General features: G+C 74.4%; 14 protein-coding genes and 1 pseudogene. 8 read left to right on the top strand and 7 right to left on the bottom strand.

All coding sequences use genetic code 11. From position 1 onward, the window contains the following. A complete protein-coding gene (locus ADL08_RS01660) occupies positions 1-1,233 on the top strand; it encodes an acyl-CoA dehydrogenase family protein (RefSeq protein ID WP_053640195.1) in 1,233 nt (410 codons plus the stop codon). A gap of 38 nt (positions 1,234-1,271) precedes the next feature. Here the strand turns inward: ADL08_RS01660 and ADL08_RS01655 are convergent, their stop codons facing one another. Then, on the bottom strand, positions 1,272-1,865 hold the full coding sequence (locus tag ADL08_RS01655) for a TetR/AcrR family transcriptional regulator (RefSeq protein ID WP_053640194.1): 594 nt from the start codon (positions 1,863-1,865) through the stop codon (positions 1,272-1,274). 90 nt (positions 1,866-1,955) lie between these two features. Next, positions 1,956-2,789 (bottom strand): SDR family oxidoreductase, encoded by an 834-nt coding sequence (locus ADL08_RS01650; protein WP_234351960.1) that lies wholly within the window; start codon positions 2,787-2,789, stop codon positions 1,956-1,958. A gap of 228 nt (positions 2,790-3,017) precedes the next feature. On the opposite strand from ADL08_RS01650, the gene ADL08_RS01645 reads away from it, so the two are divergent. The 3 genes from ADL08_RS01645 to ADL08_RS01635 all read left to right on the top strand — a co-directional run bounded on the left by ADL08_RS01645 (position 3,018) and on the right by ADL08_RS01635 (position 6,556). Next, complete coding sequence (locus ADL08_RS01645) at positions 3,018-4,295, top strand: exo-beta-N-acetylmuramidase NamZ domain-containing protein (protein ID WP_053640193.1); 1,278 nt, start codon at positions 3,018-3,020, stop codon at positions 4,293-4,295. 112 nt (positions 4,296-4,407) lie between these two features. After that, positions 4,408-5,775 carry an erythromycin esterase family protein gene (locus tag ADL08_RS01640; protein WP_053640192.1) on the top strand — a complete coding sequence of 456 codons (1,368 nt, stop codon included), beginning with the start codon at positions 4,408-4,410 and terminating at the stop codon, positions 5,773-5,775. A gap of 166 nt (positions 5,776-5,941) precedes the next feature. After that, positions 5,942-6,556 carry a hypothetical protein gene (locus ADL08_RS01635; protein ID WP_053640191.1) on the top strand — a complete coding sequence of 205 codons (615 nt, stop codon included), beginning with the start codon at positions 5,942-5,944 and terminating at the stop codon, positions 6,554-6,556. Positions 6,557-6,721: 165 nt separating this feature from the next. Here ADL08_RS01635 and soxR read toward each other — a convergent pair whose 3' ends face one another. After that, positions 6,722-7,204, bottom strand: coding sequence for a redox-sensitive transcriptional activator SoxR (gene soxR / locus ADL08_RS01630; protein ID WP_053640190.1), 483 nt, complete (start codon positions 7,202-7,204; stop codon positions 6,722-6,724). Positions 7,205-7,349: 145 nt separating this feature from the next. Here soxR and ADL08_RS01625 point away from each other — a divergent pair, with 145 nt between their 5' ends. Next, entirely contained in the window at positions 7,350-7,811 is a 462-nt protein-coding gene (locus tag ADL08_RS01625) for a MaoC family dehydratase (RefSeq protein ID WP_053640189.1), read from the top strand. Here the strand turns inward: ADL08_RS01625 and ADL08_RS01620 are convergent. From ADL08_RS01620 to ADL08_RS01610, 3 genes are all read right to left on the bottom strand, one after another. Next, the gene (locus ADL08_RS01620) at positions 7,802-8,428 is read right to left on the bottom strand and encodes a TetR/AcrR family transcriptional regulator (protein ID WP_053640188.1); all 627 of its coding nucleotides are present in this window, start codon (positions 8,426-8,428) and stop codon (positions 7,802-7,804) included. The two genes, ADL08_RS01625 and ADL08_RS01620, sit on opposite strands and share 10 nt — an antisense overlap. A gap of 100 nt (positions 8,429-8,528) precedes the next feature. Further along, complete coding sequence (locus tag ADL08_RS01615; protein WP_053640264.1) at positions 8,529-8,816, bottom strand: YiaA/YiaB family inner membrane protein; 288 nt, start codon at positions 8,814-8,816, stop codon at positions 8,529-8,531. A gap of 71 nt (positions 8,817-8,887) precedes the next feature. Continuing rightward, on the bottom strand, positions 8,888-10,039 hold the full coding sequence (locus ADL08_RS01610) for an acyl-CoA dehydrogenase family protein (protein ID WP_053640187.1): 1,152 nt from the start codon (positions 10,037-10,039) through the stop codon (positions 8,888-8,890). Between the two features lie 79 nt (positions 10,040-10,118). On the opposite strand from ADL08_RS01610, the gene ADL08_RS01605 reads away from it, so the two are divergent. The 3 genes and pseudogenes from ADL08_RS01605 to ADL08_RS01595 all read left to right on the top strand — a co-directional run bounded on the left by ADL08_RS01605 (position 10,119) and on the right by ADL08_RS01595 (position 12,395). Further along, entirely contained in the window at positions 10,119-10,802 is a 684-nt protein-coding gene (locus ADL08_RS01605) for a TetR/AcrR family transcriptional regulator (RefSeq protein ID WP_053640263.1), read from the top strand. 37 nt (positions 10,803-10,839) lie between these two features. Further along, positions 10,840-11,247, top strand: a pseudogene (locus tag ADL08_RS01600) (transcriptional regulator); the annotation flags it as partial. A 236-nt stretch (positions 11,248-11,483) separates the two neighbouring features. Continuing rightward, complete coding sequence (locus tag ADL08_RS01595; protein ID WP_053640262.1) at positions 11,484-12,395, top strand: DMT family transporter; 912 nt, start codon at positions 11,484-11,486, stop codon at positions 12,393-12,395. A gap of 62 nt (positions 12,396-12,457) precedes the next feature. On the opposite strand, the gene ADL08_RS01590 is transcribed toward ADL08_RS01595, so the two are convergent. Beyond that, positions 12,458-13,126 carry a TetR/AcrR family transcriptional regulator gene (locus tag ADL08_RS01590; protein ID WP_053640186.1) on the bottom strand — a complete coding sequence of 223 codons (669 nt, stop codon included), beginning with the start codon at positions 13,124-13,126 and terminating at the stop codon, positions 12,458-12,460. Between the last annotated feature and the right edge of the window lie 75 nt (positions 13,127-13,201).

The following is a 13,201-nucleotide window of genomic DNA, read 5'->3' as shown; positions in this document are numbered from 1 at the left end:
ATGGACTTCGCCTACGACGCGCGCACCGAGGAGCTCCGCGCGAAGCTGCTCGCCTTCATGGACGAGCACGTGTACCCGGCCGAGGCCGTCGCCGAGGAGCAGCGGGCCCTGCTCGCCTCCCCGTGGGACACCCCGGCGGTGGTCGAGGAGCTGAAGGCCGAGGCCAGGCGGCAGGGCCTGTGGAACCTTTTCTTCGTAGACCGGCACAGCCTCCCGGACGCCGAGTACGGGGCGGGGCTGACCAACCTCCAGTACGCGCCGCTCGCCGAGATCACCGGCCGCAGCCCGCAGCTGGCCCCGACCGCCCTCAACTGCGCCGCCCCGGACACCGGGAACATGGAGCTGCTCGCCCAGTTCGGCGACGAGGCGCAGAAGAAGCAGTGGCTGGAGCCGCTCCTCGCGGGCGAGATCCGCTCGGCGTTCGCGATGACCGAGCCCGAGGTCGCCTCCTCCGACGCCACCAACATCGAGACCCGGATCCGGCGGGACGGCGACTCGTACGTGGTCGACGGGCGCAAGTGGTACATCTCGGGGGCGATGAACCCCGACTGCAAGGTCTTCATCGTCATGGGCAAGACCGACCCCGACGGCACCGACATCCGCCGCCAGCAGTCGATGGTCCTCGTGCCGCGCGACACCCCGGGCGTCGAGGTCCGGCGCGCGATGCGGGTGTACGGGTACGAGGACCACTACCACGGCGGCCACGCCGAGGTGGTCTTCGACGGCGTGCGCGTCCCGGCCGCGAACCTCGTCGGCGAGGAGGGCGGCGGCTTCGCCATCGCGCAGGCCCGGCTCGGCCCCGGCCGCATCCACCACTGCATGCGGCTGATCGGCATGGCGGAGCGGGCCGTGGAGCTGATGTGCCGGCGCGCGGTCTCCCGCACCGCCTTCGGGAAGGCGCTCGCGCAGCAGGGCGTCGTGCAGAACTGGATCGCGGACGCCCGGGTGACGATCGAGCAGCTGCGGCTGCTGGTCCTCAAGACGGCGTGGCTCATGGACACCGTCGGCAACCGGGGCGCGCACACCGAGATCCAGGCGATCAAGATCGCGACCCCGCGCGCGGTCGTCGACATCATCGACAGGGCCGTGCAGCTGCACGGCGCGGGCGGGGTGTCGCAGGACTTCCCGCTGGCCGAGCTGTGGGCGGCGGCGCGGACGCTGAGGCTGGCGGACGGGCCGGACGAGGTGCACCAGCGGTCGCTGGCGCACCGGGAGCTGAAGAAGTACCTGTAGGGCCGTCCGGTCGACCGCACCCCCCGACGGGGGTGCGGTCAGGGGCGCAGGGCCCGGAGCAGCAGGTCGGCGAGGTGGCCGGCGACCTGCTGGGGGCTGAGGGGGCCGTCCGGGCGGTACCAGGTGGACAGGTGGTGCACGGACCCGAAGTGGTAGTCGACCACCAGGTCGGCGGGGGTCGCGGAGGAGAACACCCCGGCCTTCTGGCCCTCCTCGATCAGGGCCCGGAACCGCTCGTGGTAGCGGCGCCGCTCGGCCCGCACCCGCTTGTTCTTCTCCGGGCTCAGGTGGTGCATGGAGCGGAAGAAGATCGAGGCGTCGTCGAGGTTCTCGATGGTGGTGACGACGACGTCGGCGGCGGCGTCGCGCAGCCGCTCCTCCACGGGCGCGTCGGCGTCGGCGAAGGCGTCGAGCCGCTCCTGCTGGAGGCGCAGGACCCGGGAGTAGACCTCCTGGAGGAGGTCCTCCTTGGAGCCGAAGTAGTGGTAGAGCGCGCCCTTGGTGACCCCGGCGGCCTCGACGATCTCCTGGACGGAGGTGCGGTCGTAGCCCTGCTCCGCGAAGAGCCGGGTGGCGGCGGCGAGGAGCCTCTGGGGGACGGGGGTGCCGCTCCCGTCCGTCGTCCTGGCCATGCTCCGCCGCCTTCCCTCGTACTTCTTCGGTGATCGTTTTCGGTCAGGGGAACGAGTTCCCGTCGGACAGATCTTCCCATCCGCCGGGGGCTACGGCCGACCGGCGCCCGTCTCCCAGGTCCGCTGGACGTGGTTCATGGTGCCGAGCCAGCGCTCGGGGTCGGTGGCCCGGTTGCGGTAGTAGCCGGCGACCTCGGGGTGGGGCAGCACGAGGAAGCGGTCGGCCGCGACGGCGTCGATCAGGGCGTCCGCGACGTCCTCGGGCTCGATGGCGGTGGGGGCGAGGACCAGCTCGCCCGCGCTCCCGGCGGCGGTGAGCATGTCCGTGCGGACGCCCTGCGGGCAGATGGCGTGGACGGAGAGGCCGCGGTGCCGGTAGGTGAGGGAGAGCCACTCGGCGAAGGCGTACGCGCCGTGCTTGGAGACGCTGTACGGCGCCGCGCCGATCATGGTGAGGAGGCCGGCGGCGGAGACGGTGGAGACGAAGCGGCCGCCGCCGCGCTCCAGCCACTCCGGGAGCAGGGCGCGGGCCGCGCGGACGTGGGCCATGACGTTGACGTCCCAGGCGGCGGCCCAGACGTCCTCGTCGGCGAAGGCGTCGCCGGGCGAGGAGAGTCCGGCGTTGGCGCACCAGACGTCGACGGCGCCGCCGAGGGCCGCGCGGGCCTCGTCGACGACGGCGGAGGCGTCCCCGGGGACGGCGACGGCGCCGATCTCTGCGGCGACGGCCTCGGCGCGGTCCGCGTCGAGGTCGTTGACGACGACGCGGGCGCCTTCGGCGGCGAAGCGGCGGGCGAGGGCGGCGCCGATGCCGCCGCCCGCGCCGGTGACGACGACTCCGGCGTCCCGGAGGTCCGCCCCGGCACCGGCGCGCGCACCCGTACTCGTACCGGCACCCGTGTCCGTGCCCGTGTCCGCGTCCATGTCTGGACCCACCTCTCCGCGACTCTCCGCGACTCTCCGGCCGTTCCGGCCTCCCCGGCCCTTCCGGGGCCGCGACCCCGGCAGACTAACCGGTCGGTATGCCGGGTGGGAAGGGTCGGCGGCGGAGGGACCCTCCCGCACGCCTCGTTCCCCCGGGCGACCGGGGGCGCTAGCGTGCGTGCCCCTGTCATGCGCCCCGGCCGGGGCCGCGATCGAGGAGGTTCGCGCATGGGTCTGTCGCGACGGAGTCTGCTGGCCGCCGGAGGCGCCCTGGGGGCGGTGGCGGCGACCGCGCCCCCCGCCACCGCCGGGACGCCGGACCGGGAGACGGGGGCTCCGGGCCGGGAGACCGGGCGGCGCCGGGTGCGGACCGGCTTCGAGCGGCTCGCGGCGGACGGGTACGCGCCGCTCGACGGGCAGCGGGTCGGCGTCGTCACCAACCCGACCGGCGTGACCCCGGACGCCCGCCACCTCGTGGACGTCATGCACGCCGACGAACGGGTGGACCTGATCGCCGTCTTCGGCCCCGAGCACGGCTTCCGGGGCACCGCCCAGGCGGGCGGCTCGGAGGGCCGGTACGACGACCCGGCGACCGGACTGCCCGTCTACGACACGTACCTGAAGAGCGGGCGGCCGCTCGCGGACGTCTTCACCGCCTCCGGGGTGGACACGGTCGTCTTCGACGTCCAGGACGCCGGCGCGCGCTTCTACACCTACATCTGGACGCTGTACGACTGCATGGAGGCCGCCGCCCTCGCCGGGAAGCGGTTCGTGGTCCTGGACCGGCCGAACCCGGTGACCGGGCGCGCGGCGCTCGGGCCCGTCCTGGACCGGGCGTTCGCCACCTTCGTCGGGCGCGAGCCGATCGCGCAGGCGCACGGCATGACGGTGGCCGAGCTGGCGCTGCTCTTCAACGGCGAGTTCCTGGCCGCGCCCGTCGCCCTGGAGACCGTGCGGATGACGGGGTGGCGGCGGACGGACTTCTTCGACTCCACGGGACTGCCCTGGGTGCCGCCGAGCCCGAACATGCCGACGCCGGAGACCGCGCTCGTCTACTCCGGCACCTGTCTCTTCGAGGGCACGAACCTCTCCGAGGGCCGGGGCACCACCCGCCCCTTCGAACTCCTCGGCGCCGAGGGGATCGACCGCCGGTGGGCGGAGGCGGCGAACGCGCTCGGCCTGCCCGGGGTCCGCTTCCGCGAGGCCTACTTCGCGCCGACCTTCTCCAAGTTCCAGGGCAGGACGGTGGGCGGGGTGCAGCTGCACGTCCACGACCGGGAGGCCTTCGACCCGGTACGGGCCGGGATCGGGCTCCTGGTCACCGCCCGCCGCTCGTGGTCCGGCTTCGCCTGGCGGCCGGACCACTGGATCGACAGGCTGACCGGCTCGACCCGGGTGCGGACCCTGATCGACGCGGGCGCGGACACCGACGAGGTCGTCGGGGCGTGGCAGGCGGACCTGAAGGCCTTCCGGGCGGTACGGAAGGAGTACCTGCTGTACCGCTGAGGGCCGCCCCGGGAAAGGGGGTTGGCCCCCGTGTCCCGAGGGGGCGGGCGGGAGGCCGGGGAAGGGTGCGGGCGGGATGTCCCGGCGGCGTCCCGCCGACCACGCTGGTCCCATGCGCACCGTCATCCTCCCGAAGTCCTCCTCACGGCGCCGCCTCTCCGTCGCCGGGCTGCTGCTCGCCGTCTGCCTCGGCGGCCTCGCCCCGGCCCCGGCGGGCGCGGCCGCCCCCGTCCCCTCCGCCCCGGCCGCCACCGACCCGGCGCGCGAACTCGCCCGCTCCGCGCACCCCCTGACCGATCTGCGGCCGCTCGACCGGATGATCGGCTCCGCCAGGGTCGTCGGCGTCGGCGAGGCCACCCACAGCTCGGCGGAGTTCTTCACCGCCAAGCACCGGATCTTCGAACACCTGGTGGAGGAGAAGGGGTTCACGACCTTCGCCCTGGAGGCCAACTGGTCCACGGGGCTCCTGATCGACGCGTGGGTGCGCACCGGCCGGGGCGACATCGAGGCGATCATGCGGGACGAGTTCCAGGAGTCGTACCGCCTCTGGAACACCGAGGAGTACCTCGACCTCTTCCGCTGGATGCGGGAGCACAACCGGCTCCACCCCGACCGCCAGGTCCGCTTCATGGGGAACGACCTCGGGTACGCGGGCCCGAACCTGTTCGACGCCGTCACCTCGTACGTCTCCCGCATCCGCCCGGCGCTCCTGCCCCACTTCCGGGAGCTGTACCGGGACTCGCGGCCCGCCGGCGGGGTCGAGGAGTGGATGAAGGGGTACCTGGGCCGGCCGCTCGCCGAGCGGCGGCGGATGGCCGAGGACGCGAGCCGGGCCCTCGCCCTCCTGGAGCGGCAGCGGCCCGGCGGGGGCGCCGGGGCGCGGGAGGCGCACGCCTGGGCGGTGCGGCACGCGCGCGCGATCGCCCAGGTCGGCACCGAGTACGCCCACGACTTCGCGACGCCCGAGGGGGTCGCGGCGGCGATGCTGTACCGGGACCGGGTCATGGCGGAGAACACCGTGTGGTGGCAGCGGCGGACCGGACACCGCATCCTGCTCTCCGCGCACAACGGGCACGTGGGGTACGTGACGCTCGACCCGGAGCAGTACCCGCGCCTCCAGGGCGCCTTCCTGCGGGACGCGCTCGGCCGGGACTACGTGAGCGTGGGCGCCTCCTTCGGGCGGGGGTCCTTCAACGCGCACGACACCGGGGCCCCGGGCGAGCCGCTGCGGGTCTTCACCGTCGGCCCGCTCGGACCGGACAGTGGCGCCCACACCCTGGACCGGGTCGCCTCCGAGCCGTTCTACCTGGATCTGCGGCGGACGACCCCGGCGGCGCGCGCCTGGCTGGGGACGCCCCGACCGGACCGGAACGTCGGGACCGCGTACCCCTGGCCGGGCGACACCGTCCCCGGCCGGCTCTCCGCCTCTTACGACCTCCTGGTCCACTTCCCCCGGATCTCGGCGGCGCGGCTGCGCTGACGGTCCCGCCGTGGGTCCGGGAGCCGCCGGACGCGACGGTTCCGCTCCACCCCGGGGGTCCCTCCCGCCCCACTGATGGCTGCCATCCGCATTTCGATGGAACACAGCGGGCTTCCCGTTCGTCCCTCTGATACCGCGGAAGGACCAGCGACGGAGGTGGCGGGAGATGGCCGGTTTCCGGAGTCTCGCGAGACAGGTGCGCGATCCGGGGTGCGACACGGCGCTGCGCAGGTACTCCCTGCGCAAGTGCCTGGAGCGGTTCGCCCCGTACGGGCACCGCGCGACCTGGGACCATCTGTGCCGCAGGCACAGGTTCGGACCCGAGGACCGGGAGCTCGACCCGGGGCGGCTCGTGGCGGCGCTCGACGAACTGGAGGAGGCGCGGGCCGTGTGGCTCGCGTACGAGAAGGAGTTCGCCGCCCGGCGGCGGCGCGAGAAGCACGAGGGGCTGCGCCGGCCCGGCGCGCTCGACGACTGGCACCGGCGGGTCTGGGGCGGCAACGGCGTGGTCAGGTGCGGCGATCCCGAGGTGCATCCGTCGGATCCGCTGCCCGAGGTGCTGCGGCGGCTGATCACGGCCCTGGAGCGCGGCCCGGGCGAGGCGTGCCCGGTGTGCGCGGGGCCCAGGATCGAATGGGCGGGCCCCGGCGACCGGTACGAGCCGTGGCACGGCCCGGTGTGCGGCGACTGCGGCGTGGGCGTCCCGCGGACGGTGCTCACCTCGGGCACCCTGGCCCGGGCCCGCGCCGACCGGGGCCGACGGCTGGCGTCGGCGGCGTGACCCCTCGGGGCGCGGGGGCCGGAAGGCCCCGAAGCGCCCCGTACGCGCGTCGTTCGGGAACCGGTCGGCGCGGGCCCGGGCACGGGTCCGCGAGCCGGCGGTTCCGGGCCCGGCGCGGCGGTCCGCGACACGGCGTCCGGGCGGGCCCGCCCTCCCGTACGGCCCCTACGCCTCGCCCTCCTCCGGTGCCGGGCGGCGCACCGGGAGGAGGCGGGAGCCCGCCATCCGCTCGCCGAAGACGTCGTCCGGGTTGGACAGGACGCAGGTCTCCAGGGAGAGGCAGCCGCAGCCGATGCAGTCCGTCAGGTGGTCGCGGAGGCGGCCGAGCTGGGTGATGCGCGCATCGAGTTCGGTGCGCCAGGCCGCCGAGAGGCGGGCCCAGTCCTCGTTGGTGGGCGTGCGCTCCTCGGGGAGCCGGGCGAGCGCCTCGCGGATGGTGGCCAGGGGGATCCCGACCCGCTGCGCGGCACGGACGAAGGCGACCCGGCGGAGGGTGTCGCGGCCGTAGCGGCGCTGGTTCCCGCTGGTGCGGCGGCTGTTGATGAGTCCCTTGGACTCGTAGAAGTGCAGGGCGGAGACGGCGGCCCCGCTGCGGGCGGAGAGCTGGCCGACGGTGAGCTCGTGGATCTTCTCTGGAATCTGCGGCACTCCGCGACCCTACGGGAACCGTCCCGCCGTCCGGCGAGGCGTTGACAGCGGACCGTCCGCACCACAAAGCTGAGCAAGCGCTTGGACAGCGCGACCGGAGCGCGCGGGGGCGCCCGGGAAGGGCGTGACGAGAGGGAGCAGGGACATGGCCGAGCCGAGGATCTTCACCTCCGCCGAGGAGCTGCGCGCGGGGGTCGGCGAGCAGCTGGGGCACAGCGACTGGCTGGAGGTCGACCAGAAGCGGATCGACCTCTTCGCGGAGGCCACCGGCGACCACCAGTGGATCCACGTCGACCCGGAGCGCGCCGCCGCCGGGCCGTTCGGCACGACCATCGCGCACGGCTATCTGACGCTGTCGCTGCTGCCGGTGTTCGTCCCGCAGGTCCTGGCGGTCGAGGGCGTGAGGATGGGCATCAACTACGGCACGGAGAAGGTGCGCTTCCCGGCCCCCGTGCCGGTCGGCTCGCGGCTGCGCGCCACGGCCGTCCTGGCGAAGGCCGAGGAGGTCGCCGGCGGGGTGCAGGTGACGGCGGCGGTGACCGTGGAGCGCGAGGGCTCCGAGAAGCCGGTCTGCGTGGCCGAGTCGGTCTCCCGCTACTACTTCTGAGCGCCGACCATCCTGAGGACGAGGCCGGCGTAGAGCGCGCCGACCTCGTCGGGCGTCCGGCGGCCCTGGGTGGTGAACCAGCGCGAGACGTCGATGCAGAGGGACAGCACGGCGACCGTGGTGCCGGGCACGTCGGGGACGTCGAACTCCCCCGCCGCCACGCCCTCGTCGATGATCCGGCGCACGGCCGCGTCGGACTCGCGGCGCAGCTCCACGATCTCGGCGCGGTGCTCGGGGCCGAGGGCGTCGAGCTCGTACTGGACGACGCGGGCGGTCGTGTGGCGCTCGGCGTGCCAGCGGACGAAGGAGCGGACGGCGTCGGCGAGCCGCTCGGCCGCCGTGCCCCCGCCGTCGGCGGCGGCCCGGAGGATCTCCAGGGCCCTGTCGTGACCGATCCGGCTGATCCGGTGGAGCAGCTCTTCCTTGGTCTTGTAGTGGATGTAGAGCGCGGCCGGGCTCATCCCGGCGCGGCCGGCGATGTCCCGGGTGGTGGTGGCGTGGTAGCCGCGCTCGGCGAACGCCTCGACGGCGGCCACCAGCAGCCGCCGCGCCGCCTCGGGCGTGACCTCGCCCCAGGGCACGTCCTCGCCCCCGGGCGTCTCCTCCGCCGCGCTCATCCCACACTCCTCCTCGGTCCCCGTCAGCACGGACACCATACAACGAGGGTGAGCAAGCGCTTAGATCCACCGGAGGCGGCGGACGGGTCCGGGGCCGGGTTCAGAGCTTCTGGAAGGGGTCGTGTTCGGCGAGGAGCTTCTCCAGGCGGGCCTGGTCGACGCGGCTGACGATCTGGCCGGCCTCCTGGCGGTCGCGGACGACCTTGGCGAGGGTGAAGGCCGAGGTCGTGAGGTAGAGGACCGAGACGGCGAGGAAGGCGCGCACCCAGGCGCTGGCGTCGAGCTGGTAGACGCCGATGGCCACGGCCGCGATCGCGATCCCGAAGGAGAGGACGGCCTGCGTGTAGTAGGCGGCGGTGTTCTGCTGCTTGACCGGTGTGTCGCTCATGCCGGACAGCATCGGACGGATGTGGTCCCCGCCACATCCGTCCGCGTACTCAGCGCCGTCCGGAGACGTACTCAGAAGGCCGAGATCCCCGTGAGTGCCCGGCCGATGATGAGCTTCTGGATCTGGCTGGTGCCCTCGTACAGGGTCATGACGCGCGCGTCGCGGACCAGTTTGCCGACCGGGTACTCGTCGATGTAGCCGTAGCCGCCGAAGACCTGGAGGGCGTTGTTGGCCGCGCGGACGGCGGCCTCGGAGGCGTACAGCTTCGCCTGGGAGGCGGCGGTGGCGAAGTCCCGGCCGCGGTCGATCAGGTCGGCGACCCGCCAGGTGAGCAGCCGGGCGGCCTCCACGTCGACGGAGATGTCGCTGATCAGCTCCTGCACCAGCTGGTACGAGGCGATCGGCTTTCCGAACTGCTCGCGCTCCCCGGCGTACCGCAGGGCCGCGTCGAGGGCGGCCCGGGCGATGCCGACGCAGCCGGCGGCGACCGACATGCGGCCCTTGGCGAGGGCGGACATGGCGACGGCGAAGCCCTTGCCCTCGGGGCCGAGCATCGCGGCGGCCGGGACGCGGACGCCCTCCAGGACCAGTTCGGCGGTGGCCTGGCCGCGCAGGCCGAGCTTGCCGTGGACGGGGCGGCGGGTGAGGCCGGGGCTGTCGGCGGGGACGAGGAAGGCGGAGACGCCCTTGTGGCCGGGGGCGTCGTTCGTCCGGGCGAAGAGCAGCACGACGTCGGCCCAGGTGCCGTTGGTGATGAACATCTTGGTGCCGTCGACGACGTAGTCGTCGCCGTCCCGGACGGCCCGGGTGGCCAGGTTCCCGGCGTCGGAGCCGGTGCCGGGCTCGGTGAGGCCGAAGCAGCCGAGCGCCTCGCCGGACGCGAGCCGGGGCAGCCACGCCCGCTTCTGCTCCTCGTCGCCCCACGCGGCGACCGTCTTGGCGACCAGGCCGAGGGAGACGGAGACGATGCCGCGCACGGAGGAGTCGCCGCGGCCCAGCTCCTCGGTCACCAGGCAGTACGCGAGGTGGTCGCCGCCCGAACCGCCGTACTCCTCCGGGATCGTGAGGCCGAGGAAGCCGACGGCGCCGAGCTTCTTCACGATGCCCCGGTCCACCTCCTCCGCGCGGTCCCACGCGGTGGCGTGCGGGCTCACCTCACGTGCGACGAAGTCCTCGGCGAGCCGTCGTACGGCCTCCTGCTCCTCGCTCAGCGCCAGATCCACCGTGCCACCTCACCCGTCCGACCGCGGTCACTTTAATTACCACTGCTAGTTTTCGAAGCGCAGGCCTACTATGTGCGCCATGGCCCGACCGCGCAAGCCCCTGCTCAGCCGAGACCGCATCGTCGAGACGGCGGGCGCGCTGATCGACGCGGAGGGCCTCGGCGCCCTCTCCACCCGTCGGCTCGCGGCCGAACTCGGGGTGAGCGGGCCCTCGCTCTACAACCACTTCCGCACCAAGGACGAGATCCTCGACGCCGTCGCGGACGCGGTGAGCGCGAAGATCGACCTGTCGATGTTCGCGGCGGACGACCCCCGCGACTGGCGGACGGCACTGCACGACTGGGCCGTCTCCTACCGGGCCGCCCTCGCCGACCACCCGCACATCGTCCCGGTCCTCGCCCAGGGCCCCGGCCGCCGCCCGGCAGGGCTGCGGGTCGCCGACGCCGTCTTCGGCGCGATGGTCCGCGCGGGCTGGCCCCCGGCCCAGGCGACGTACATCGGCGCCCTGATGCGGTACTTCATCACCGGCTCCGCCCTCGGCTCCTTCGCCCGCGGCTTCGTCGACGACGAGACGGCGTACGACCCCGCCGCGTACCCCCACCTCGGACAGGCCCACCTCCTCGCGGAGCGCCGCCGGCAGGTGGACGAGGGCGCCTTCGAGACGGGCCTGCGGGCGCTCCTCGACGGCCTCGCCGCGCAGTACGCGTCCCGGGCGGACCGGCAGGGCCGCGTCCGCGACGGTTCGGCCGCCGCGGAAGGATGAGTGCGGCAGCCTGGGGGCATGGCAGCCAGTGACCTCGCCGCGTTCGCGGCGGGAGGCGGGCGCGGGGGAGGCGATGGCCCGCGGCCGGACCTGTTACGACCACCTCGCGGGGCGGCTCGGCACCGCGGTCACCGAGGCCCTGACGGCGCGGGGGCTCCTGCGCCAGGACACCGGGTTCGCGCTCACGGACCGGGGCCTGGCGTGGTTCGGCGAGCAGGGCATCGCCCTCGTACGGAAGGGGCGGCGGCCCGTCGCGCGCGGCTGCCTCGACTGGACCGAGCGCCGGCCGCACCTCGCGGGGGTCGCGGGCGCCGCGCTCTGCCGCCACGCGCTCGACGCCGGGTGGTGCGTACGGATCGGGTCCGGGCGGGCCGTGAAGGTGACCCCGGCGGGCGGGCGCGCGCTGCGAGACCAGCTGGGGATCGCGCCGGGGGCGCTGCGGTGAGGGGTTGGGGTCTCGGTGCCGGGCGCGTGCCCGGACACGAACCGGGTTGGGGTCTCGGTACCGGGCGCGTGCCCGGACACGTCGCCGCAGACGAACCGGGCCGGGGCCCTCGGGACCGGGCGCGTGCCCGGACACCTCGCCGCAGACGAACCGGGCCGGGCCTCCGGCCACGGGCAGGAACGGTTCCCCCGGATATTGCGGTGAACGCCGAACGCTCCTCCGCCTACCGTCGGGGCATGCAGAAGCAATCCTCCCGGCTCGCGCTCGCCGCGGCCGGTGTCACCGTCGTCCTGTGGGCCTCCGCCTTCGTCTCCATCCGCAGCGCGGGGGCGGCCTACTCCCCCGGCGCGCTCGCGCTCGGACGGCTCCTCTCCGGGGTCCTGGTCCTCGGCGCCGTCCTCCTGGTGCGGCGGGAGGGGCTTCCGCCGCGGGCGGCCTGGCCGGGGATCGCGGTCTCGGGGCTGCTCTGGTTCGGGGTGTACATGGTGGTGCTCAACTGGGGCGAGCAGGAGGTCGACGCGGGTACGGCCGCGATGGTGGTGAACGTCGGACCGATCCTGATCGCCCTGCTCGGCGCGCGGTTCCTCGGGGAGTCCCTGCCGCCCCGGCTGCTCGCGGGCATGGCGGTGTCGTTCGCGGGCGCGGTGACCGTCGGCCTCTCGATGTCCCGGGACTCCGCCGGCGGCCACGCCTCGGTGCTGGGGGTCGCGCTCTGCCTGCTCGCGGCGGTGGCGTACGCGGGCGGGGTCGTCGCCCAGAAGCCGGCGCTCGCGCACGGCAGCGCGCTCCAGGTGACGACGTTCGGGTGCCTGGTGGGGGCGGTGGCGTGTCTGCCGTTCGCCGGGCAGCTGGCCGGGGAGGTGGGGCGGGCGCCGCTGTCGGCGACCCTCAACATGGTCTACCTCGGGGTGTTCCCGACCGCGCTCGCGTTCACGACCTGGGCCTACGCCCTGGCCCGTACGACCGCCGGGCGGATGGGCGCGACGACGTACGCCGTGCCCGCCCTGGTGGTGCTGCTCGCGTGGGCGTTCCTGGGCGAGCTGCCCGGACCGCTCACCCTCGCCGGGGGCGCGCTGTGCCTCGCGGGCGTGGCCGTGTCCCGCTCCCGGCCGAGGAGTTCCGCCGCCGGAGCGACCGAATCGACCTGACGGTCATGCCACCGATCGCGGTCGCGGCCCCAGTCGCTCAGCGGGCGCCGGGGAGCGTGCCGTCAGGGCACGCCCCCCGACCGCAGCAGCTGGCGGGCGAAGGCCGCCAGTGAACGGCCGAGGCGTTCGACGGACAGGCCGAGTTCGTGCCGCTGGAAGCGGAAGAGTTCCGGCGACAGCGGGCTGAGCGCGATGTCGACCAACGGGTCCGGGTCCTCGACCCCGTGGTCGACGAGCAGCGTCCGGACGTGGACGCGCCAGAAGCCGTACGCGCCCGTCCCGAAACGCGCCGCGCCCGTCTCCGCCCCCAGGGCCAGCGGCAGGTGCCGTTCGAGGAGATCGAGCATCGCCAGGTAGAACGCCGCCAGCCGCTCCCCCGCCGGCGCACCGGGCCCGAGCGGCGGAGGGCCGTGGAGGAGCTGCCCCTGGAGCCGGCGCTCGTGCTCGTCGAGCAGGGCCACCGCGACCGAGGACGGGTCGGGGAAACTCCGGTACAGCGTGGCGCGGCCCACCCCGGCGGCCTTGGCGATCCGGTCCATGGTGACCGTCCGGGGGTCCTGTTCGGCGAAGAGCCGCTCGGCCGCGGCCAGGATCTGGGCACGGTTCCGCTCGGCGTCCGCGCGCCTGCGCGGGGCGACCGGCCGCTCGTCCGCGACCTGGAGGTCACCGAGGAGGCCGTCGACCCGGTGTGCGGAGCCGAATCCACCGCCCTGCCGCTCGTCGTCGCTCATGGGCCCGACCCTACTTCCCTCGACTTCTCCCCGAGGTGCGCACTTCCCCCCGAGACAAGTGGACACCTTGTCCGC

Origin of the sequence: Streptomyces sp. NRRL F-6492 (assembly GCF_001280125.1) — a bacterium.
GTDB lineage: Bacteria > Actinomycetota > Actinomycetes > Streptomycetales > Streptomycetaceae > Streptomyces.
Note: the sequence above shows the minus strand (reverse complement) of the source record. Positions and strands in the feature narration are given on the sequence as shown.